Origin of the sequence: Roseobacter weihaiensis, assembly GCF_020622345.1 — a bacterium.
Lineage (GTDB): Bacteria > Pseudomonadota > Alphaproteobacteria > Rhodobacterales > Rhodobacteraceae > Roseobacter > Roseobacter weihaiensis.
The window spans coordinates 240,101-261,049 of the sequence record NZ_JACNMO010000003.1 but is presented as its reverse complement, the minus strand read 5'-3'; the positions used below and the strand labels follow the sequence as shown (position 1 = coordinate 261,049).

At 58.9% G+C, this 20,949-nt stretch carries 18 protein-coding genes; 10 read left to right on the top strand and 8 right to left on the bottom strand.

What is annotated here, in order from left to right; translation table 11 throughout:
• Window positions 1-3: 3 nt before the first annotated feature.
• The 7 genes from argE to H7847_RS05445 all read right to left on the bottom strand — a co-directional run bounded on the left by argE (window position 4) and on the right by H7847_RS05445 (window position 8,053).
• Window positions 4-1,155: an acetylornithine deacetylase gene (argE, locus tag H7847_RS05475; protein ID WP_227268377.1), complete on the bottom strand. Its 1,152-nt coding sequence runs from the start codon at window positions 1,153-1,155 to the stop codon at window positions 4-6.
• Window positions 1,152-2,495, bottom strand: a complete 1,344-nt coding sequence (locus H7847_RS05470; protein WP_227268376.1) for a pyridoxal phosphate-dependent decarboxylase family protein — start codon at window positions 2,493-2,495, stop codon at window positions 1,152-1,154. Before H7847_RS05470 ends, argE begins: the two co-directional genes overlap by 4 nt.
• On the bottom strand, window positions 2,495-4,564 hold the full coding sequence (locus tag H7847_RS05465) for an oxidoreductase (protein ID WP_227268375.1): 2,070 nt from the start codon (window positions 4,562-4,564) through the stop codon (window positions 2,495-2,497). Before H7847_RS05465 ends, H7847_RS05470 begins: the two co-directional genes overlap by 1 nt.
• A gap of 97 nt (window positions 4,565-4,661) precedes the next feature.
• Window positions 4,662-5,600: a LysR substrate-binding domain-containing protein gene (locus tag H7847_RS05460; protein ID WP_227268374.1), complete on the bottom strand. Its 939-nt coding sequence runs from the start codon at window positions 5,598-5,600 to the stop codon at window positions 4,662-4,664.
• A 64-nt stretch (window positions 5,601-5,664) separates the two neighbouring features.
• On the bottom strand, window positions 5,665-6,339 hold the full coding sequence (locus tag H7847_RS05455; RefSeq protein WP_227268373.1) for a DUF1028 domain-containing protein: 675 nt from the start codon (window positions 6,337-6,339) through the stop codon (window positions 5,665-5,667).
• Window positions 6,336-6,752 (bottom strand): RidA family protein, encoded by a 417-nt coding sequence (locus H7847_RS05450; protein ID WP_227268372.1) that lies wholly within the window; start codon window positions 6,750-6,752, stop codon window positions 6,336-6,338. The genes H7847_RS05455 and H7847_RS05450 overlap by 4 nt, the downstream gene beginning before the upstream one ends.
• Before the next feature lie 23 nt (window positions 6,753-6,775).
• Complete coding sequence (locus tag H7847_RS05445) at window positions 6,776-8,053, bottom strand: flavin-containing monooxygenase (protein ID WP_227268371.1); 1,278 nt, start codon at window positions 8,051-8,053, stop codon at window positions 6,776-6,778.
• A 309-nt stretch (window positions 8,054-8,362) separates the two neighbouring features.
• On the opposite strand from H7847_RS05445, the gene H7847_RS05440 reads away from it, so the two are divergent.
• The 5 genes from H7847_RS05440 (at window position 8,363) to H7847_RS05420 (ending at window position 13,351) form a co-directional block, all read left to right on the top strand.
• Window positions 8,363-9,454 carry an ABC transporter ATP-binding protein gene (locus H7847_RS05440; protein WP_227268370.1) on the top strand — a complete coding sequence of 364 codons (1,092 nt, stop codon included), beginning with the start codon at window positions 8,363-8,365 and terminating at the stop codon, window positions 9,452-9,454.
• Window positions 9,454-10,380 (top strand): ABC transporter permease, encoded by a 927-nt coding sequence (locus H7847_RS05435; protein WP_227268369.1) that lies wholly within the window; start codon window positions 9,454-9,456, stop codon window positions 10,378-10,380. Before H7847_RS05440 ends, H7847_RS05435 begins: the two co-directional genes overlap by 1 nt.
• Window positions 10,377-11,183, top strand: coding sequence for an ABC transporter permease (locus tag H7847_RS05430; RefSeq protein ID WP_227268368.1), 807 nt, complete (start codon window positions 10,377-10,379; stop codon window positions 11,181-11,183). The genes H7847_RS05435 and H7847_RS05430 overlap by 4 nt, the downstream gene beginning before the upstream one ends.
• Before the next feature lie 22 nt (window positions 11,184-11,205).
• Window positions 11,206-12,234 carry an extracellular solute-binding protein gene (locus H7847_RS05425; RefSeq protein ID WP_227268367.1) on the top strand — a complete coding sequence of 343 codons (1,029 nt, stop codon included), beginning with the start codon at window positions 11,206-11,208 and terminating at the stop codon, window positions 12,232-12,234.
• 64 nt (window positions 12,235-12,298) lie between these two features.
• Complete coding sequence (locus tag H7847_RS05420) at window positions 12,299-13,351, top strand: histone deacetylase family protein (RefSeq protein WP_227268366.1); 1,053 nt, start codon at window positions 12,299-12,301, stop codon at window positions 13,349-13,351.
• Between the two features lie 1,124 nt (window positions 13,352-14,475).
• Here H7847_RS05420 and H7847_RS05415 read toward each other — a convergent pair.
• A complete protein-coding gene (locus tag H7847_RS05415) occupies window positions 14,476-15,354 on the bottom strand; it encodes a LysR substrate-binding domain-containing protein (protein WP_227268365.1) in 879 nt (292 codons plus the stop codon).
• 187 nt (window positions 15,355-15,541) lie between these two features.
• On the opposite strand from H7847_RS05415, the gene H7847_RS05410 reads away from it, so the two are divergent.
• The 5 genes from H7847_RS05410 to rplT all read left to right on the top strand — a co-directional run bounded on the left by H7847_RS05410 (window position 15,542) and on the right by rplT (window position 20,947).
• Window positions 15,542-15,787, top strand: coding sequence for a hypothetical protein (locus H7847_RS05410; RefSeq protein ID WP_227268364.1), 246 nt, complete (start codon window positions 15,542-15,544; stop codon window positions 15,785-15,787).
• A 303-nt stretch (window positions 15,788-16,090) separates the two neighbouring features.
• Complete coding sequence (locus tag H7847_RS05405; RefSeq protein WP_227268363.1) at window positions 16,091-17,083, top strand: FecR domain-containing protein; 993 nt, start codon at window positions 16,091-16,093, stop codon at window positions 17,081-17,083.
• Between the two features lie 65 nt (window positions 17,084-17,148).
• Window positions 17,149-19,824 (top strand): EAL domain-containing protein, encoded by a 2,676-nt coding sequence (locus H7847_RS05400; RefSeq protein ID WP_227268362.1) that lies wholly within the window; start codon window positions 17,149-17,151, stop codon window positions 19,822-19,824.
• Window positions 19,825-20,362: 538 nt separating this feature from the next.
• Complete coding sequence (gene rpmI, locus H7847_RS05395) at window positions 20,363-20,563, top strand: 50S ribosomal protein L35 (protein WP_227268361.1); 201 nt, start codon at window positions 20,363-20,365, stop codon at window positions 20,561-20,563.
• A gap of 18 nt (window positions 20,564-20,581) precedes the next feature.
• Window positions 20,582-20,947 (top strand): 50S ribosomal protein L20, encoded by a 366-nt coding sequence (rplT, locus tag H7847_RS05390; protein ID WP_227268360.1) that lies wholly within the window; start codon window positions 20,582-20,584, stop codon window positions 20,945-20,947.
• The last annotated feature ends 2 nt before the right edge of the window (window positions 20,948-20,949 follow it).

The window sequence follows — 20,949 nt, the reverse complement described above, 5'->3', positions numbered from 1 at the left end:
CTGTCAGATCGTGTTTTGGCAGGCGAGGCTTTGCAGGATCCGATCCATCATCGCATCACAGGCGGCAAGCTGGGTTAGCGCCAAGGCTTCATCGGGTTTATGACCATCAGACGCCATATCGCCGGGGCCGACGACAAGGGCATCCAGACCAAGTTGGGCAAAGTAACCCGCTTCTGTTCCAAAGGCGACCTTCGTTGGTGCTCCGCCATTGGCCAGACCTCTGACCCAATCAATGACTGGGTTATCCGCGGATAGATTGAGACCCGGATAGGCATTGATCTGCTGAACCGAAATGGCATCAGGGCGCTGAAACAGATCGCCCACATGGGTCGCCGCGGCGTTGATGGCCTCCAGAAGATCGGCGGCCGCTGTCCCCGGCAAATGCCGGAACTCCATATCCATGCTCACCAAATCGGGTACGATGTTCAGTGCGCGTCCCCCCGCGATCTTGCCGATATGAACGGTAGAATAGGGAATGTCATAGGCGGGGTCGCAAGGCCCCTGCGAGAGTTTGCTCTGCAAGTGCCGTGCTTCGTCCACAAAGGCCGCGGCCAGATGGATCGCATTCACGAAATGCGGTGCAAGCGCGCTGTGGCCGGTCTCACCATGGCAGGTGACCTTTAACGTGGCTTTTCCCTTGTGACCCGTTGCAAGTTGCATCGATGTCGGCTCTCCCACGATCACCACGCGTGGCTTGCCAATCAAAGGGGTCAGCCGGGGCAGCATTTCGCCCAGCCCGACACAGCCGATTTCTTCGTCGTAGGACAGAACGAGGCTGAGCGGTTTGACCAGACGAACGTCTTGCGCCCGTTCCGCCAGCGCCAAGGCAGAGGCCAGGAAGCCCTTCATATCCGTTGTGCCGCGCCCGAACACATGCGTTCTGTCGCGGGTCAAACTGAAAGCATCACGGGTCCACTGCTGCCCCTCAGCCGGCACCACATCGGTATGACCCGAAAGGCAAACGCCGCCGTCGGTGGCGGGCCCGAGCCGTGCAAAAAGACCGGCTTTTGCCCTGTCGGGTGCGTAAATCCGCGTTACGTCGAAACCGGCCGTTTGCAGCAGATCTTGTGCCCAGTCGATGAGGTCAAGATTGCTTTGGTGGCTTACCGTCGGGAATGCGATCAGGTGCTCAAGAAGCTCAAGGGTGCGGGTCATGCGGAGGGCCCTCCGCTCAGCGTCTGCAAAACAGACAGTACATCACCGGCATGGGTGTCAGGGTTCACAACGCAGAGCCGAAAGACCTTCTCTCCCTTCCACGTCGTCGGCAGGCACAACAGTGCGCCGGACCGGCGATGTACCTCGGCCCACTGGTCCATAGCCTGATCCGACATCTGGGTGGGGCGAAAAAGCACGACGGAGAGTTGCGGCCCGAGGATCAGCTCTACACCAGGCATTGCGTCGATGCCCGCCGCGATATCCCCTGCAATGGCCATGGTCTTTGCAATCGCATCGCCATAGGCTCTGGTGCCATGCGTCGCCAGCGCATACCAAAGCGGCAGGCCCCGCGCCCGGCGGGTCAGATGCAAGGCATAGTCTGACGGGTTCCAGTGCGAGCTGTCGACCGCATCAAGGTATTCAGCACGTTGTCCGTGTGCATTCGCCCCGTCTGCCGCATGCCGGTAGACCAGCGCACAGCTATCGTAGGGCGCGAAAAGCCATTTGTGCGGATCAACGATCAGGCTATGCGCGCGTTCGATCCCATCGAAAACCGGGCGTGTGGCAGGGGCCGCAAGGGCTGCCAGCCCGTATGCGCCGTCAAGATGCAGCCAAAGGTCGTGTTCGGCCGCCAGATCGGCCAGCCCGCTGATGTCATCGACTGCGCCGCAGTTCGTGGCGCCTGCATTTGCAACAATGGCAAAGACATTCGGCTGGCAAGCAGCCCTTGCGGCCTCTGCATCCATGCGGCCATTTGCATCGGCGGCGACCTTGATGATATCGACATCCATCACGGATGCAACGGCCCTGATGGAGCTGTGCGCTTCGCTCGAACACAGGATCGCCCACCGGGTTGGCGCTGAGGAGCGTCGCGCTTTCCATGTCCGGGCCGCATGCAAGGCGCTGAGATTGCCCAGGGTTCCGCCCGCGACAAAAACTCCGCCCGCATCCGCCCCCCAGCCCGCCATGTCCGACAGCCACCGCAGGGCTTGATTTTCGGCATGGATCGCCCCCGCGCCTCCGTCCCAATTGCCCGCAAAGATGCCGGCAGCCCCGAGGGCTGCATCAAAGCTCAACGACGCCTGGCTGGGGGCGGAGGCGACAAAGCTCAGCGAAGTGGGATGGCCAAAGGGTCGGGTCGAAGGGACGATTGTTTTGGTGAAAAGATCAAAGGCAGCATTTCCACCAATGCCGTCCGGGGTTATCGATCCGCCCAATATCGGGTCTAGTGCTGCATGGCTTTGCGCCCCGTGTTTGGGGTCCGGGCCGCTTAGGATGCGTTGCCTCGTCCAATCAAGGATGTCTGAAACGAGCGTTTGGGGAAAGGGAAAGACACTCATCAATCGACCGCAAGTTCTGTGATTTCTCGCCGGAACGAGAGCGCGTCGCCGATATCCGGCGCATCCAATTCCCGCGCATACCTGTGGCCGGCATAGGTTGCCCAAGCAATCGGACCGGGTGCATTCGCGTCGCCAATGAGCGTAACCGATTTGATCCCAGCATCCGCCCACGCCGCCTTGTGCGCCTGCAGGTCTTTGTAAACACCGTTGTGCTCAACTCTCGAGCTGACCAGCAGAACGGCATCGCAAGCCATTTCGCGGCGGGTGTCGGTGAACATGCAGTTGGTCTCAACATGCCTCGCACCAACCGCCGTCACGCCGCGGTTCAATTCAACCGTGACACCCATCTTGGCCAGCCTGCGGTGAATTTCATGCTGCTCCAACGTGTTGAGGGTCCACTCGCTGACATGGGCGGCGGGCGTCACCAGGGTCACATTGCAGCCCTTTTGCACCAACAGCTCTGCCAGCACACCGCCCATGTAGTAGTGATCGTCATCATAAACCACCACATGCCCGGTGGGCAGTGTCCCGTCCATGAGATCATCCGGCGTGAAAAGCGGCATCGCTGCATCCGTCGGGAAAGGCACCACATGCTGGCGTGCCACGCCATCGCGCCGCCAGTGTGCGCCGGTGGCCAGACAAACATGTTCAAAGCCGAACTCAAGGATGTTTTCGGCATCCAGTGCACTGTCGAAGTAGGTTTCAACATTTGGCTTCTGTCGGATCTGGTATTCACGGTAATCCACCACACGGCCCCAGGCCGACAGTCCGGGCAACAGTCGCTCGCGCGCGACGCGACCGCCCAGGGTGGTGCCCGCTTCGGCAAGTGCCACGTCGTACCCGCGGTCCGCCAGTGCGCGCGTTGCTTCGAGACCGGCTGGACCGGCACCTACAACAAGAACAGATCTGCTTTCGCCTTTGACATTCATTGTTTCCGGATGCCAGCCCTTGCGCCATTCTTCCATGAAAGTGGGGTTCTGGGTGCAGCGGCTGATCGACATGGTCATGTCGCCGGTGATGCAGATGTTACACCCAATGCATTCGCGGATGTCTTCAATGCGGCCTTCTTCGATCTTCTTGGGCAGGAAAGGGTCCGCAATGGAGGGCCGCGCGCAGCCGATGAAATCGAGCGTGCCGCTGCGGATCATCTTTGCCATCACATCGGGGCTGGTGAACCGCCCGACGCCGACGATGGGTCGGTCCGTGAGTTCGCGAATACCTTGGACCAGCGTCTGCTGGGAGGCCTCTTCGGTGAACCGCGAGGGGCCCGAGCAGTCCTCCCAGGTGCCCTGCGCCAGATCCCACAGATCCGGCAGATCGCGATTCATCTCGATGAACTCGCGCACTTCCGCGTTGGAGAACCCAAGATCACCGATGCTTTCGTCCAGAGACACCCGCATCGTCAGCCCCATGGTATCGCCCACAGCATCGCGGATATCGGCCACGACCTCCTGTGCAAAACGAGACCGGTTCTCGAGGCTGCCGCCATATTCATCGCCGCGGTGGTTTGTGGCACGGCTCAGGAAATGTTGAAAGATGCCAAAGCCATGCGCACCGTAAAGGCAGATGAGGTCGAAGCCTGCAAGTTTGGACCGCTTTGCCGCAGTCACGAACCACCGCCGCAGATCACGGATATCGGTCTTGTCGAGCGCGCGCGCCTGCACCGGATCATTGGTGAAGGTGCGGATCGGTTGGGCCGAGACCGCCAGCGGCACTTCCTTGGTATAAAGGTTCGGGCCGTTCACACCGGAATAGGCCAGTTGAATACCTGCGAGCGCCCCGTGGCCTTTCATGGCCTCTGACATCCGGCGCAGCATCGGGATGTCCTTGTCCTCCCACAGCCGCAGTTCGATGAAGGGGGTGATTTCCGAGCTGTGGTGCATCTCGCATTGTTCGGTAAAGATCACCCCCCAGCCGCCTTCGGCCTTGGCGCCTCGCATGGCCGCCGCCGCGGATGGGTCACGATAACCGCCGCCGTTACAATGGGGCACCTGGTAAAATCGGTTCTTTGCGGTGACAGGCCCGATTTGCACCGGTTCAAACAGGATATCGTAGCGGGGGTCACGCACGGGCAGGCACTCCATCGGGGATCGTCATCGGTCTGAGCGTCGCAGATAAATGGCTTAGGCTAAAGTCATGGTTGGATAAGCATGGCTTAGGTCTGCGCTAAACCTCTTGTTTGATTGCGCGTCCTGGATAGCCCCATGTGGCAATCGTCTGCGCAGTGTGATCGATGAAGGCGCTGACCGTCAGAATGCTGCGCGCGCCCTGCGGCAGGATCAAGCCCAGACGCATAGGGCGTTGTGGACCTTTGAGCGGCACGAACCGAAGCGGTCGCCCGTCTGGCGACAGATCGGTGTGTGGGCGGATGTTGGCGATCCCAAAGCCAAAGCCGTTGGCGACCAACGACCGCATCACCGCCATATCCCGCGTGCGTTCCACGATTTGTGGGCGCCGTCCGGCCTGGTCGAAAAAGCTCAGGAAGTAGTCGCTGCTGAATGGCAGGTCGAGCAGCACCATGGGGTGCTCCAGCAATTGGGCAACCGACACCGCATCGCGGTCTGCCAGCGGGTGGTCCGCGGCCATCATCGCATAGGGCGACAAGGCGCGCAGCGGCACGAAATCCAGGTCTGGCGGGATTTCAAGGTCATAAGACAGCGCCACATCGATCTCTGCGCGCCGCAGCTTTTCGATGAGTTCCAGCTGGTCGGCCTCTATCTGGCTTACCCTTGTATCGGGGTGGCTCTGCTCGAACTTGCGCCGGATCGCGGGCAGCAGGACTTGTGCAAAGGTCAGCAAGCAGCCGATCTTGAGCGGTCCCTGGACTTTGCCCGATATGTTGTCGGCCAACCGGTTCAGCGCCTCCGCCTCCGCCAGCACCCTCTGCGCCTTGCTCAGAAATTGCAGCCCGGCTTGCGTCAGGCTGAGCCCGTGTGCGTGTTTGCGGACGAACAGCGGCAGACCGAATTCACCTTCCAACTGCGAAATGGCGGCAGAGATGGAGGGGGAGGAGACATTTACCCGCTCACTGGCCTGCGCGATTGAGCCCTCCTCGCCAACGGCGACGAAGTATTCCAGCTGACGAAGGGTGAAACGCAAAGGCATGGCAGCAACTATGCTGTGCTGTGCTGCAGCTTCAAGTCCGATGTTTGCGCATTGCAGTGACCGACTAGGCGTCGCCCGGCACGCCGTAAGACGGTGCCTTGGTCGGGTCGAGCGCCCGTTGAACATATGCGTCCAGCTGCGGTTTATAGATCTGCCAGGCGGTCGAGATCGCGGTAATCGGGCACTCTTCGGTCCAATCGCAGCGCAGATCCGCGACGGGCCACGACACGGTGTCCACAAGCATCATGCCGGCAGAATGCACGGGCCCTGCTTCACCGCCGGCGGCAAGACCAGCCTGCATCGCGCCGATCAGACGGTCTCCCAAATGGCCAGAGCTTGACAGAAACGCATCGATCATCGCTTGGGGCACGGTGTCATTGGCAAGAAGGTTGCCGCCCGACGCGACATCTGCCGCCTGCGCCTGCGTCCAGATCCCAAGGCTGTTTGCGCCTGAATGAATGGCGGTCTGTCCCGCCGCATCCACCGCCAGGACCTGTCTGTAGGTCATATGGGCGCCTCTTTTCTGCACCTCGCCGATGGCGGCGGCCGCGTCTCTCCCGCGTTCCATGAGGTCAAGCGCCAACGGCCCCAGTGTCGGATCGGTAACATTCTGTGACGCCACTGCCCCGACGCCTGCACGAACATAGGAACACCGCGCGGCCACTGCCGGAGAAGACGACGAAATCGCCACGCCGAACATTCCCGTTTCCCGGCACCGTGCAACAAGCGAAAACGTCATTCCGGGATCACCGCCGTGCCGTCAATCTCAACCAGCCATTCAGGGCGCGCCAAAGCCTGCACAACCAGCCCGGTGGAGACCGGATGCACGCCTTTGATGTATTCACCCATCGTGCGATAGACCGCCTCGCGATGCCGGACGTCGGTGATATAGACAACGACCTTGACCAGATGCTCCATCGTGCCGCCGGCTTCTTCGATCAGCTGTTTGATGTTCTGCATCACCTTGTGGGTCTGCTCTGCCGGATCATGACTGTCAATGTTCACTGCATCCTCAAGGTTCTGCGGGCATTGACCGCGCAGCCAGACGGTCTTGCCCCCTCGGGTCACCACCGCCTGGCACAGGTCGTTGTCGAGGCTCTGTTCGGGGTAGGTGTCCCCCGTGTTGAATTTGCGAATGCGTTGATGGGCCATCAGAGGCTCCTTGCCGTTGAAACTTACTCTGCTGCGGACCGCACGATGCCCGCGTCGCCGTCATACTCGGCATAGGCCCGCTGAATGGCAATCTGGTCCGCGATGAATTTGGCATCATGCCAGACGCCCCATATGAAGGTCGAGCCCCGGCGGGACTGCCACGGCAGGCCAAGGAAATAGACGCCCGGTTCGCGCGAGACGCCGCGCTGATGGATCGGTGCGCCGTCGGCGTCAAAGGCATCCACCTCCAGCCAATCATAATCCCTGCGGTAGCCCGTGGCCCAAATCAGGGTGTCGATACCCTCCTCGGCCAGCTTCAATTGCGTGATCGGTGTGGTCAGGCAGGCCGGATCAGGCAGCATCTCACGGGCCTTGCGGTCCTGCGGCAGATCAAGACCCATGCGTGTGACATACGCGTCCGCTGCATCGAGCATGCCCAGATAGTTTGCATCCCCCGCGGCCACGTTCTTTTGCAGGTCCGGGGCAAAGGTGATTGTGCCGTCGGCAAACCCTGCTGTCATACCTGCAAGCGTGACACCTTCATGGGCCAGGCGTCGGAAGTCCATGGTATGCCCGCCATAGGCGCCGCTGACGGCAATGGTCACATGTTCCGTTCCAGGCTCCATCGCTGCCATGTCCCACAGCCCCAGCACACCCAGCCACCAGACGAAGTCGCGCCCGCGATAGCGCCGGGGCGGGCGGTCGTGTGGACCGACTGACAGAAACACGCGCCGGCCTGCGCGGTTCAGTTCGTCGGCGATCTGCGCCCCCGAGGACCCTGACCCCACGACCAAGACGGCCCCTTCGGCCAACTGTTCAGGGTTCCGGTAGTGATAGGAATGTATTTGTGTGATCCCGGCGGTCTCCGGGACAATCGGCGGTATGACCGGGTGCTGAAATGCGCCCGTTGCAGCGACCACGCGCTTTGCCTCAAGGGGGCCTTGCGATGTCTCCAGGCGAAAGCCCGGCTCCCCGATCAGCCGTTTGGCCTGGATCACCTCAACGCCTGTCCGAATAGGGGCGTCAATCATGCGGGCATAATCCTCAAGATACGCCGCCACACGGTCTTTGGTCACGAAGGCATCGGGCGCATCGCCCTCAAATTCAAGGTTCGGAAAGCGGTCATGCCAAACCGGCCCATTGGTGACCAAAGCGTCCCAACGGCCACTGCGCCAGGCTTCTGCCACGCGGTCTTTCTCCAGCAGCAGATGTGGGATGGTGTGATGGCCCAGATGCTCGCTCAGCGCGATACCGGCCTGTCCGGCGCCGACAATAACGGTGTCAATCTTTTCTACGGACATCAGATTTCCTTCCAGAACCGCGGCGGACGCAGGCCAAGCGACAGGCTTGCAGTGTGCCATCTGAGGCCTCCCCGAAAAGAACAGTCTGCATTACCCCGGCTTAGGTGGTCCCTAAGGTTGATGTGCCAGGCAAAGGTTTCCCCTAACCCAATCTTCGCTAAAGACGACGTTTTCAAAACCGCGATTCCGCTCTAGCGTAAACCCGAAGACTTGGAGATCCGGATGTATTCACTGCCTCATTCCCCTTCGGCGGACATGACATCAGGCCCCCTCAGACGTCAGGGGTTGGACAAGTCCGGGGATGTTTGAGTGACCGACGACACCCAGATTGCGGTGGATGTGCGCGATGCCGTAAAACGGTATGGTGATTTCACGGCGCTTCAGCAGATCTCACTCGGCATTCGTGACAATGAGTTCTTTACGCTGCTTGGGCCTTCGGGATGTGGCAAGACAACGCTCCTGCGGATGATCGCGGGGTTTGAAGATGTGACCGAGGGGGCCATTTTCCTCTATGGAGATGAGATTGAGACGCTGCCGCCGCACCAACGGCCCGTGAACACGGTGTTCCAGAACTACGCGTTGTTCCCGCATATGACGGTCCTTGAAAACGTTGGCTTTGGGTTGGAAATGCTGGGCCAGTCCAAGGCTGCAGCCCGTACCCGTGCCGCTGAGATGCTGGAGCTTGTGCAACTGTCGCAATTTGCATCGCGCAAGCCTGCGCAGCTTTCGGGTGGGCAGCAACAGCGTGTTGCCCTGGCACGGGCGCTGGCACCTGCGCCCAAAGTGCTGTTGCTGGATGAACCGCTCTCTGCGCTTGACCAGAAGTTGCGCAAGGCGATGCAGATCGAGCTCAAGCATATCCAGCGCGAGACGGGCATCACGTTCATTTTCGTCACGCACGATCAGGAAGAAGCGCTGACCATGTCAGACCGGATCGCGGTGATGTCGGCGGGTGAGCTTCAGCAACTGGGCGCGCCACGCGATATCTATGAACTGCCGCGCAACATGTTCGTGGCCGATTTCATCGGTGACACTAATCTCTTGGAGGTAACGGTTGATGAGGTGACGGAATGCCGTGCGGCCTGTAGCCTGGATGGTGGGCTGACGCTGAGCTGTGAAGCCGTGGAGGGGGTCCGCAAAGGTGCGCAGGTCCATTTGTCGATCCGGCCCGAACGTCTGGTGCTGTCGGAAACGGCAACCGGCGCTGACAGCCTGCGGGCAAGAGTGCTTGAGAATATCTTTATCGGCACCGATATCGCGACCCTTCTGGTTCTGGACAACGGCTCCGAGATCACGGTGCGTACCTCGAACTCCGAGCGCGGGAGCAAGCGGATTTTCGACGCCGGTCAAATGGCCTTTGTCACCATGGAGCGAGGTGCAGCGCGCCTCTTGCGCGACTGATGGCAGGGGGGGCGGCAAGCAGCGGCTCTACCGCAAGCGATACCTACGCGGGCGCACGGCACTGGCTGTTGATGCCGTCGTGGTTTGTGCTGCTGATTTTTGTTGCCGCCCCGGTAGCCATGATGCTGGTTTACTCTTTCCTGACCAAGGAGTTCCGCGGCGGCGTGATCTGGGAGTTTTCGCTGGGCGCCTATGACCAGTTTTTCTTTGACCGTGGCCTGTTCGGAGATGACCCGCCGCAGATCGACTGGACCTATATCAACATCTTCTGGCGCTCGATCTGGCAGGCGGGCCTTGCCACGGTGCTCTCCCTGCTCATTGGCTTTCCCACGGCCTACTTCATCGCCACACGGCCCGAACGGTCGCGCGCGCTCTGGGTGTTTGTGATCACAATCCCCTATTGGGTGAACCTGCTGATCCGGACTGTGTCGATGAAATTCCTGCTGCGCGATCAAGGGCCGATGAATGATTTTCTGATCTGGACCGGTGTGATTGATGACCCCTTGCGGATCATAAACACCAACCTTGCGGTGCAACTGGGCCTTTTCTACAGCTATCTGCCGTTCATGGTGCTGCCGATCTATGCGGCAGTCGAGCGTTACAACTTCACCCTCTCCGAAGCGGCCGCCGATCTTTACGCCAGCAAATGGGCCACTTTGCGCCGGGTGCTGCTGCCTGCGGTGAAACCGGGCGTGATCGCGGGGTGCATCCTTGTGTTCGTGCCCAGCCTTGGCGCGTTTCTGGCTCCTGACCTGCTGGGCGGGGCCAGGAATTTCATGATCGGCTCACTGATCGAAGAGCAGTTCAAAGGCAATGCAGGCAACTGGCCTTTTGGCGCTGCGGCCTCCATGATCCTGCTCACGCTGGTCTTGATCATTCTGATGGTCTTTGCCCGCCAGCAACGGCGCATGGGGGACATGCGATGAGCGCCCGCACCGACGTCAAAACCTACCCTGGTTTTTTTGCGATCACGCTGCTTTGCATGGTCATCCTCTATGCGCCGCTGATGGTGGTGACAGTCTATTCTTTCAACGCCTCACCGTCGATCACTGTCTGGGAAGGCCTGTCTCTGCGCTGGTACGCGGATGTCTTCACCGGGCCGGAAAGCGACAAGTTCAAACAGGCGGCATTCAATTCTTTCAGCATTGCGCTGATCGCGGCGACCCTCGCCACAGCGATTGCGACGGCATCGGCCACCGCCATCGTGCGCGCAGGGCGGTTCCGGCTGCGACTGCCGTCACTGGGGCTCATCACCTTGCCCATCCTGGTGCCTGAGATCGTGCTCGCGGTCGCCACGCTGATTTTCTTCAATTCAATCGGTTTCACGCGCGGCTATATGACCATCCTTGTGGCGCATATCGCCTTTTGTATCCCCTTTGCCTACCTGCCTATCCAGGCCCGCATGCAGGGGATAGAGAACACTTATGAACAGGCCGCGATGGACCTCTATGCGACCAAGGCGCAGGCGTTTCGCCAGGTGCTGCTGCCTTTGATGATGCCGGGCATCATCTCGGGCTTTTTGCTGGCGTTCATCGTCAGCCTTGACGATTTCATCATCACCAACTTCGTCAAAGGAGCAGGGGTCGAAACCCTGCCCACGGCGATTTTCGGGTCGGTGAAACAGGGCATCAAGCCCAACATCATGGCCATCTCGACGATGCTTTTGTCGCTGTCGATCATGATGGTCACGATCTCCTACTTCCTGTCGAAGTGGGACAACACAAAATGAAGATCAACCGGGAGAAACAGATATGAAATACTTTGCATCCACCGCCATGGCCTTGGCCCTGTCCGTCGGCGCAGCGGCTGCCGAAGGCGACCTTGTCGTCTATCACTGGTTTGAATACATGCCGCAGGAGCTGCTGGACAAATTCACCGCAGAGACCGGCGTCAATGTCACCATGGATACCTACGATTCAAACGAAGCGATGCTGGCATCGCTCAAGGCAGGCGGCATGGGCACCTATGACGTCGCCGTACCGGGGGACTACATGGTTGCGATCATGGCGGGCGAGGGTCTGTTGGATACGATTGCAGATGGTGAGCTGACCAACAAAGGCAACATCGCCCCTGAATGGGCCGACCCAAGCTTTGACCCTGGCCGCAAGCATTCGATCCCCTATCAGTGGGGTTCTACCGCCTTTGCGGTCGACACCGGCAGCTATGAGGGCGACATCAACACCACGGACATCCTGTTTAACCCACCCGAAGAGTTGAGGGGCAAGATCAACATGCTCGACAGTCAGGGCGAGGTGATGGCGATGGCATCCCTGCACATGGGCATCCCGCAGTGCTCTACGGACCGCGACCAACTCAAGGCGCTGAACGACATGTTGCAGGGGGCCAAGGCGAACTGGGCATCCTTCAACTCTGATACCGCCAAGGAGGTGCTGGTCTCGGGCGATGCGGTCGTCGGCATGATCTATGACGGGTTCAGTGCCAAGGCGCGGGAGGAGAAAGCTTCTGTCACCTATGCCTTCCCTAAAGAGGGCTACGTGGTCTGGATGGACAATGTTGTGTTGCTGAAAGATGCACCGAACCGCGAAAACGCGATCAAGTTCATGGACTTCCTGCTCGAGCCAGAGAATATCGCTGCTGTCTCCAACTACGCGCGCTACGGTCTCGGCGTGACGGGGGCGGAGGATTTCCTTGATCCTGAACTGGCCACACTGCCAGAATCCAATCCACCGGCCGATGCCGGGGCTGGCGCGTTCATCGAGGTCTGTGATGAGGCGACGCAAGCCGTCTATGACCAGATCTGGACCAACCTGAAAAAGTAATCTTTCCAGCAAAACGGCTCCGGCAGGCATCTGTGTCTGCCGGATGACGCATTTCGGGGGCGGCATGGACACCATCTTCACGGAAAAGCATCACCTGAGGAACTCAAAGACAGAGCTCTACGGGGGGCAACTGGTAGAGCCATTCGAGCGCCCTTCGCGCGCGGAGTACATTATCGGACGGGTCCGTGAGGTTGCCTTGGGCCCGGTCAGCGCACCCAATGACTTTGGCATTGCTCCGATTGCAGCGGTTCATGACGCGGATTACCTGACCTTCCTGCAAGCCGCCTGGACCGATTGGCGGGCAGAAGGGTTCAAAGGTGAGGCGATGACCACCGTCTGGCCCGCGCGGCGCATGTCTAGCCGCATTCCGACCCATATCGAGGGGCGGCTGGGGTACTATTCGCTGTCTTGTGAAACCGCCATTTCGGAAGGTACATGGGAGGCGGCCTATGCTTCTGCGCAGGTGGCGCTGACCGGGGCCGAACGGATAAGGCAGGGGGCGGGGTCGGCTTTTGCGCTTTGCCGTCCGCCGGGTCACCATGCGGCGATTGATATGTATGGTGGATATTGTTTTCTCAACAATGCGGCAATTGCGGCGCAATACTTGCTGGAAAATGGGGCTGCGCGCGTCGCCATCCTCGATGTTGATTTTCATCACGGCAATGGCACGCAGGACATCTTTGACCGCCGCGATGACGTGCTCTTCCTGTCGCTGCATGGCGACCCGATGGATGCCTTCCCGCATTTTCTGGGTCACGCGGATGAGATCGGCAGCGGTGCAGGCGCAGGCTTTACGGTCAACTACCCGATGCCGCCGGGCACCGGCTTTGAGACATGGCGCGCTGCCCTGAGCGACGCGCTGTCCCGGATGGCAACATTTGCGCCGGATGTACTGATCATCTCGCTGGGTGTGGACACGTTCGAAACGGATCCGATCAGTTTTTTCAAACTCACATCAGACGATTTCACGACTTACGGCGCAGATATTGCGGCCCTCGGCCTGCCGACGCTATTTGTGATGGAAGGCGGCTATGACATCGCCGAGATTGGCGTGAACACTGTTAATGTGCTTCAGGGCTTTGAAAGTGGGTGTAACAAGCCCTCCTGTCTGACGTGACAGGGGGTGTGACGTTACGCCCAGAGGATATGGGACAAGGGCTCACCAAACCGGCCGCCGCCGCGGGGATTTTCTGACCTGATCTGTTGCGATGTCACGGAAGTTGCTGGGGGCCGACGCGGCGCATCTGTTTGCGTTTTGGCGCCCGCCCGGCAGGGATTTACGGCACCACTTGCGAACCCGGAGCGCTGACATTCTACCTTGGGTTAGCTTATGTGCTCGATCCGTTTTACCAGTTTTTTCTAGATGTTCCCGCAGACCGTGTGGATCGGTTGCGGGGTCTGCGCATCTCTCATCCGCAGCCACGTTTTAGCAACAGGGTATGCTCTCTGGTGCGACAAATTCGTCTAGTCAAATCAGCACTGACCGTTCGGGACCGGCACCTCCGAAAGCTGCCATCTTGTGATGATCCCACCCAGACATAATTAACTTCCGGTACGGGCACGGTTTTACAACCGACGCCGATGAGATTTACATCCAACTTATCGCACAAGCACAGGCCGCCAGCACCGAAGACAAAGAACAGACACCTCGGGTCGCTAAAGCGGCCAGTGTCGCAGCCGCTCAAGCGACCTTGCGCTTTCAGCTCAGTGCGGCGATCCGTTTTATGGCATCCAGTCTTGTCGCGGCTGTGGTCGTCCGGTCAATTTCTGGCCCGATTACGCGGATGACACAAACAATGTGCCATCTGCTCAAAAACAGGCCGGAGCTGAACGCAGAATGCAACTGGCACAAGAAGCGGGGGCAGCAGCGGTCCCGGAACACGATCTGAGAGACCGCCAAGAAGCGGTAGCTCGTACTGCCCAATCGCAAAAGCTGAAAAGAGCAACCTGTGCTGTGTCGTTATGCTGGCCGAGGCAGGTAATTTTACTGCGCGCATAGGCGATAAATCTGACGAGCGCGTAAAGGAAGACATCAAACTTGGCGTCAGCGCGCTTGTGACCTGCGCCGCGCATCGGGCAGACTGCGGTGAGTATCGAAGAGACGTCTGCGGCCATCGAAGAACTTACGGTGTCGGCTCAGTCTGCCGCAAATGGGGCCGTGACCAGAACCCCGGAAAACATCAACACCGGAGAAACCGTACCTCAATCAAGCAATGCCAATCTTGCTGCGTGGGAAGCATTCTACGCCAAGGCAGTCTGCTTATCGATCATCTGACCAAGCCTGGCTGCAAGAGCATCTGCTACCAATGCAACATGCGGCTCGCCCGTTTCTGCGCGGTGTACCGATATCGCGACCTCGGACAAAGGCGGAAATCCAGATTGGCCGTCGATTACCGTCAGCCCTGGTGGGATAATGGACGCCTCCATGACCGACACGCCCGCGCTCTCCAGCATGGCCTGTTCCATCAATCCGATGCTGCGCGTCGAGTAAGCCACATGCCAAGGCCGTTCGATCTGCCGCAGTGCATCCAATGCAATGTCCCGGCACACACAGCCGGATGGAAACAGAACAAGTGAAAGTGGCGTTCCGGGGTCATCCACATAACCGGGCGCTGCGACCCAGTGAAGTGGTTCGTATCTGGCGATCTGACCGGCAACCGCCTTGGGGTGGTGCGTTGCAACCACGATATCAAGATCACCGTTGGTCAGCATCCCGAGCAAGTCAAAGGCATTGTCGCAGGAGACTTCGAAGCGCAGGCGGGGGTGGTCTTTCTTGATGCGCGCCATAATCGGCGGCAAGAGGTAGGTTGCATAATCATCAGGTGCACCGAGCCGGATGAGCCCCGCTGCTTCCGGTTGTTGAATGTGTGACAGGGCGGCGTCATTGGCCGCCAGAATACGGTTGGCATAGACCAGCAGCGCCTCGCCGACATGCGTAATCGACACGGACTGGCGGCTCCGTTCAAAGAGCCGCTTGCCCACGATGTCTTCCAGCCGCTTGATCTGCAGACTGACCGCAGATTGCGTGCGGCCCACGGCCCGCGCGGCCTGTGTGAAATTGCGGTGCGCGGCAACCGCAAGGAATGACCGGAGAAGGTCGATTTCGAGATCTTTCCTCATTAGGAATGATTAACAAAAATCATCAACAAGAGCAATATAACTCGTTTTGAAAATATACAGACCTCAAATACGCTGAGTCTGGAGGTGACCGTCATGTTAGGCTTATTCGCACAATGCATGTTCGAAGCGACACGCATTTACCCTTTGTCCAGTTCTGCAACAGCCACTGACTGGCGCAAACACCCAGATGACCCTGGCCAAACGCAGGATGTCGAACGGCACAAGAGGCAGGACGCCCTGGCGGTCGATCACCAACAGAAGAAACAGGAATAGTTCCGGCACCTTGACGCTTTCGGCGGCGCATTTCTCTTACAAAACGCAGCGGCTGCCGGAACCTTTGAATATCGGAAACGGACGCAAGGTTCATGCATCCGTCGCAGTGCCGACGAACGTTGTGATCGGCCTGCTTGCATCGGTCTGTTTTGCGGGGTAATCCCGGCTTTTTGCGCAAGATATTCAATGCTGGGTTTCTTTCTGAAAATTGAATCTGCAGCACAAAACACCTTCGCTGGCTTTCGGTGTCAGAGGTGATCGCCTGCTGTTCCTCTGGATCACGGCAACGCTGCCCTCACTCCCCCCGCGCAGGCTTGCGCTCTCTGGTCAAGTAGCGCGGTTCCTTGCCGCTAGCCGCTTTGCACCCTCACCATCTCGCCCCGATTAAGTAAGGGCTCTTTAACCACCCGGCAAAGATATACGGTTCGATTGAGGTTTTTTTTACTTCTCAGGGCCAGGAGATATGCGTTCTGGATTGAAAGGATACGCCGTGATCTCTCGCCTGCTTCTTGCTGCCCTCTCCTTTGTCGTGTGGACTGTAACTGCCGCTGCGGACGGGTGGGTTTTGCAACGTGCGGACGGCAACGTCCGTATCTCTGTTGATGGTAGGAACTGGAGCCGCGCGACCGATGGTTCCGATCTTGCCAGCGGTACATGGATCAGAACGGGGGCACGCAGTCGAGCAATCCTCGGTCGGGGTGCGGAGAGGATCATTTATCGCGCCAATACACTCGCGGCAGTATCCGTTTCGCGCCCAACCGGGCAAACAACACAGGTGACCCAACAGCGCGGCTCGGTCTTTCTGTCGGTGACCACAAAAAAGCGAAAACGAACCAGTGTCCTGACGCCGCATCTTGCGGCGGTCATCAAGGGGACTGTTTTGGAGGTCACCACCGACCGACAGGGTGCATCGGTCCGGGTCGACAAAGGTCTTGTTGAGGTCCAGCGGGATGGTGAAAGCGTGAGTGTGGGTGCAGGCAACAAGGCGGTGTCGGATGGCGGCTCTTTGAGCGTGGCAGCAGCACGCGTGACAAGCCGGGTCGCTGGGTCTCCAAATGCTTTTACCACTGAATTGCGCGAAGTTCCGGCGAACCCGTCAATTGGGGCACGGAATGCAAGTGCAACAGGCTTGGCAAATGGCAACGCGCTTGGACGATCAGACCAAACGGGCAGGCAGAATAACGCGGGCGGCAACGGGAACGGCAACGGCGGTGGCAACGGCAACGGCGGTGGCAACGGCAACGGTGGCGGCAACGGCGGCGGCAACGGCAACGGCGGTGGCAATGGGAATGGTGGCGGCAATGGGAACGGCGGTGGCAACGGCGGCGGCAATGGGAACGGCGGCGGCAACGGCAACGGCGGTGGCAATGGGAACGGCGGTGGCAACGGCAACGGCAACGGCAATGGGAACGGTGGCGGCAATGGCGGCGGCAACGGGAATGGAGGTGGCAACTGAGTTTTCACGCTAGCGCACTACGGTGCATCCTCGTCGCACATCTGATCACCGCCGCAGTCTATTTTTTGGACCGCGGCGGTTTTCTACAGGGTTGGAACGATCGATTGGAGGACTTTCGGTCGGCTCATGCAGAACGGCCTGCTTCTGGTGATTTCGTTTTTGTCGCAATCGACGCGGCGTCGATCCGCAACTTAGGTGAATGGCCCTGGTCACGTCGGGTCCATGCAGATATTCTCGACAATCTGACGGCCTCAGGTGCCGTGGATGTCTTTTTCGATATTGATTTCGCGTTTGCCGCTGACGCTCCGGGTGACACCGCCTTTGCGTCTGCTCTGGAGCGGTCCGGCAATGCCTATCTTCCGGTTTTCCGACAGGCAGGTCGCACCGGGGAGGCCGAGAGAATAACAAACGCACCGTTGGAGCTCTTTGCCGCTCGAAGCTGGCCGGCACTGGTCAACGTGTTCAGCGACTGGCAGGGCGCTGTTCGCTTCTACCCATACGGCGAGAGGATCGAGGATGAATATCTCCCCTCCGCCGCTGCTGTATTGACCGGCTCCTTTTCGGAGACGGTCGGGAGTTTTCCGATCAACTATGCCATTCGACCCGAAACAATTCCGATCTTGTCGGCCGTAGCGGTCGCGACCGGTGAATTCGACACGAATCTCGTTGCTGGTCGCTCTGTCATCGTGGGCGCCTCGGCCGTGGAACTGGGTGATTTGTTTGCCGTTCCTGTGCATGGCATCCTTCCCGGCGCTTTGGTTCACGCTTTGGCAGCGGAAACTCTGGCGGCGGGGCTTGTCCCGGCGACCGTCGCTGTGGAGTGGGTACTACTGTCGCTTTTGGCAGGGCTCCTCCTATTACAAATCTCGGTTTTTCAGAAGCCCTCCCTCTTGATTTCGTCAGCAGGCTTTGCGCTGATCGCAAGTGAGGCAGCGGCATACGCTCTTTTTGTGCAAAATGCCGTCGTTGTGCCGACTGCAGCCCTTTACCCAAGCCTACTTGCTTTTTGCAGCTGGTCGCTGCTGCGGCGGCTGGCCCGCAACAAACGGGTCATCAAACGGCAGAGACAGGAGGTCGAGAACACCTCGGCGCTGTTGCGACAGGTCTTTGATGACAGTTTTGATGCGATTGCCGTTCTCGACAGTGCCGGTACGGTCCAGATGCACAGCGGCACAGCGGCAAATCTCTTTGGCTTTGATTCGGGTGGCCGACTTCTGCTCCCTGAACGATTGAGAAACGACGCTTTGGCCGCGATGGAAGGTCAATCGGATCGAACAGTCCGGCAACATGAGGTTTTGAACAGGGCCGCACCACTGCATCTTGAATATACCGTTACGCGTTCCGAAATGGTATCGTTTGACAAAGGACCAGAACGCTTAACGCGGATTGCGACGCTTTCCATGCGGGACGTCACCAAGATCAGGCAGCAGGAGCGCGAGATTGCCTATTTGTCGAGCTACGATGCGCTCACGGGCGCGCTCAGGCGCAGCGTGTTTCTTGAGTTCCTGAACCTTCGCGCGTCTGACCAAGAGCCCTTTGCCATCTTTGTGTTCAACCTGAGCCGTTTTAAAACGATCAACGTGGTTCTGGGACGCGCCATTGGCGACGCGCTTTTACAGCATGTGGTGAAGCGACTGGCGGATGCGGATATGGAGATTTCCGCAGCTGCGCGGCTGGGGGGTGATACCTTTGCCTGTTTTTCCGAGATGGCGCTGGACGAGGCGCAAGCTTCTGCATTCGCCTGTCGCCTCTGTGAGGTGATCTCTGAACCTTACTCTTTGGAAAGGGCAAAGGCGCGCGTTGGGGTCAAACTTGGATATTCCACATTTGCCCCGGACAGTGCGGTCACGGCGGCGGATGTGTTATCCCAGGCCGAAGAAGCACTTGATGCCGCGCGACTTGCCGGATCCAATGAGCCGCAGGTGTACAACCCGACGCTCTCCAGCAGGCAATTCCGGTCCAGAAAGATCGAGCGTGCGCTGGGACGTGCGTTGGACTGCGAGGAGTTTGAGGTATGGTATCAGCCACAACACCGGCTCAGTGACCTCAGACTGATCGCCTCAGAAGCGCTGGTGCGCTGGAAATCAGAAACACTGGGTCAGATTTATCCGGATGAATTCATCAAAATCGCCGAATCGACCGGGTTCATCAATGAGCTCGGCGCCTGGGTCTTGGAAAAAGCTGTTCAGGATACGCTGCTGTTTCCCGGTGACTTGGGCATAGCTGTGAACGTGTCCGGCGTTCAGATGATCGGTAACCGGCTGATAGACGATTTGTGCAAGCTGCTGGACAAGAAAGGCTTTCCGGCATCGCGCTTGTGTCTTGAACTCACGGAAACCGTTCTCTTCGATGGGACCAGTGACGTTGTCGAAAAAATGCGCGACATACAGTTTCGCGGAGTTCATTGGGCATTGGATGACTTTGGGACAGGGTATTCCTCGTTGGGATATCTCTCACAGTTGCCAATCGACAAGCTCAAGGTCGATAAGTCCTTTATACAGGCTTTGGGCACCGATCCATCGGCGGAACCAATCCTGTCGGCCATCAGTGACCTGAGCCGGAGCCTTGGGATGACGCTCCTCTGCGAGGGCGTGGAGACGAAAGCGCATCTGGCCTTTCTGAGGCAACACCCCCATGCCCAAGCGCAGGGTTTTCTCTTCGGCAAACCGATGCCTTTTGCGGACTTCGCGGCTTACGCAGAAGCGAAGGGACCAGAGAGCCATCTCATCACAAAGAGTTAGACTTGACGCCCCTTCTCTTTCTCCGCTGGTAGCTGGGATCCGTTTGAGCAAAATCTTGTGCCTTTCGCGTTTTCTAGAAAAAATCGTTCAGGATGCTTTCAGACCGGGTCTAGATTCAGAAGGGCCCACGATTGCGAAAAGCGGTGATGGACGCGCCTTGGGTAATTATCAGAAGCTCTGCTCGAACGGACATTTCTGTCTCGAATGCTCCTGCATTTTTTATGAAGGTCCGGTTTCGGGATGCCGACCCCACGATGATTACTTCAGCCAAATGTTTTTTACGGGTCCGCGCAGGCCTCGCGTGAGAGCAACTAACAGGCGTTGAGAGTATCGCGGTACGCGTTCTGGCATTCGGTCTCTGATCGCCAGCCGGGCATTCAATGGTTTGCGTGGGATGTGTCGAGGAAACGGCGCAGCATCCCTGCTTCTCTCTTGCTATCAAATTCGCTTTCGCCTAAAGAGCGGCTTCTCGCTGCGGGACCGGCCAATGTGGCATGCCGAGTCGCGCGCAAACCGATCTACAGATTAGGAGACGGAAATGCCCAAGATGAAGACGAAATCGAGCGCCAAGAAGCGCTTTAAGGTGACGGCCACTGGCAAGGTCATCGGCGGCCAGGCGGGGAAACGCCACGGCATGATCAAGCGGAGCAGGAAGTTCATTCGCGACGCGCGCGGCACGACAACCCTGTCCGAGCCCGATGCAAAGATCATCAAGGGCTTCATGCCCTACGACCGTTAAGCCAGAAGGAATAGAGATATGAGCCGTGTAAAAGGTGGTACCGTCACCCACGCCCGTCACAAGAAGGTCATCAAGGCCGCCAAAGGCTACTACGGTCGCCGCAAGAGCAGCTTCAAGGTCGCCCGCCAGGCGGTCGACAAGGCCAACCAATATGCAACCCGCGACCGCAAGAACCGCAAGCGCAATTTCCGCGCGCTGTGGATACAGCGGATCAACGCGGCCGTGCGCAGCCATGACGAAGCGCTGACTTACAGCCGTTTCATCAACGGTTTGACGCTGGCCGGCATCGAAGTGGACCGCAAGGTTCTGGCTGATCTGGCCGTGCACGAGCCCGATGCGTTTGGCGCAATCGTCAAGCAGGCACAGGACGCGCTGGCCGCGTAACT

Coding starts and splice junctions, on each gene's coding strand:
- H7847_RS05470 (WP_227268376.1), bottom strand. CDS start 2,495: ATGAGTGTCTTTCCCTTTCCCCAAACGCTCGTTTCAGACATCCTTGAT.
- rpmI (WP_227268361.1), top strand. CDS start 20,363: ATGCCCAAGATGAAGACGAAATCGAGCGCCAAGAAGCGCTTTAAGGTG.
- H7847_RS05410 (WP_227268364.1), top strand. CDS start 15,542: ATGACCCTGGCCAAACGCAGGATGTCGAACGGCACAAGAGGCAGGACG.
- H7847_RS05455 (WP_227268373.1), bottom strand. CDS start 6,339: ATGACGTTTTCGCTTGTTGCACGGTGCCGGGAAACGGGAATGTTCGGC.
- rplT (WP_227268360.1), top strand. CDS start 20,582: ATGAGCCGTGTAAAAGGTGGTACCGTCACCCACGCCCGTCACAAGAAG.
- H7847_RS05430 (WP_227268368.1), top strand. CDS start 10,377: ATGAGCGCCCGCACCGACGTCAAAACCTACCCTGGTTTTTTTGCGATC.
- H7847_RS05405 (WP_227268363.1), top strand. CDS start 16,091: ATGCGTTCTGGATTGAAAGGATACGCCGTGATCTCTCGCCTGCTTCTT.
- H7847_RS05415 (WP_227268365.1), bottom strand. CDS start 15,354: ATGAGGAAAGATCTCGAAATCGACCTTCTCCGGTCATTCCTTGCGGTT.
- H7847_RS05450 (WP_227268372.1), bottom strand. CDS start 6,752: ATGGCCCATCAACGCATTCGCAAATTCAACACGGGGGACACCTACCCC.
- H7847_RS05420 (WP_227268366.1), top strand. CDS start 12,299: ATGGACACCATCTTCACGGAAAAGCATCACCTGAGGAACTCAAAGACA.
- H7847_RS05425 (WP_227268367.1), top strand. CDS start 11,206: ATGAAATACTTTGCATCCACCGCCATGGCCTTGGCCCTGTCCGTCGGC.
- H7847_RS05435 (WP_227268369.1), top strand. CDS start 9,454: ATGGCAGGGGGGGCGGCAAGCAGCGGCTCTACCGCAAGCGATACCTAC.
- H7847_RS05460 (WP_227268374.1), bottom strand. CDS start 5,600: ATGCCTTTGCGTTTCACCCTTCGTCAGCTGGAATACTTCGTCGCCGTT.
- argE (WP_227268377.1), bottom strand. CDS start 1,155: ATGACCCGCACCCTTGAGCTTCTTGAGCACCTGATCGCATTCCCGACG.
- H7847_RS05445 (WP_227268371.1), bottom strand. CDS start 8,053: ATGTCCGTAGAAAAGATTGACACCGTTATTGTCGGCGCCGGACAGGCC.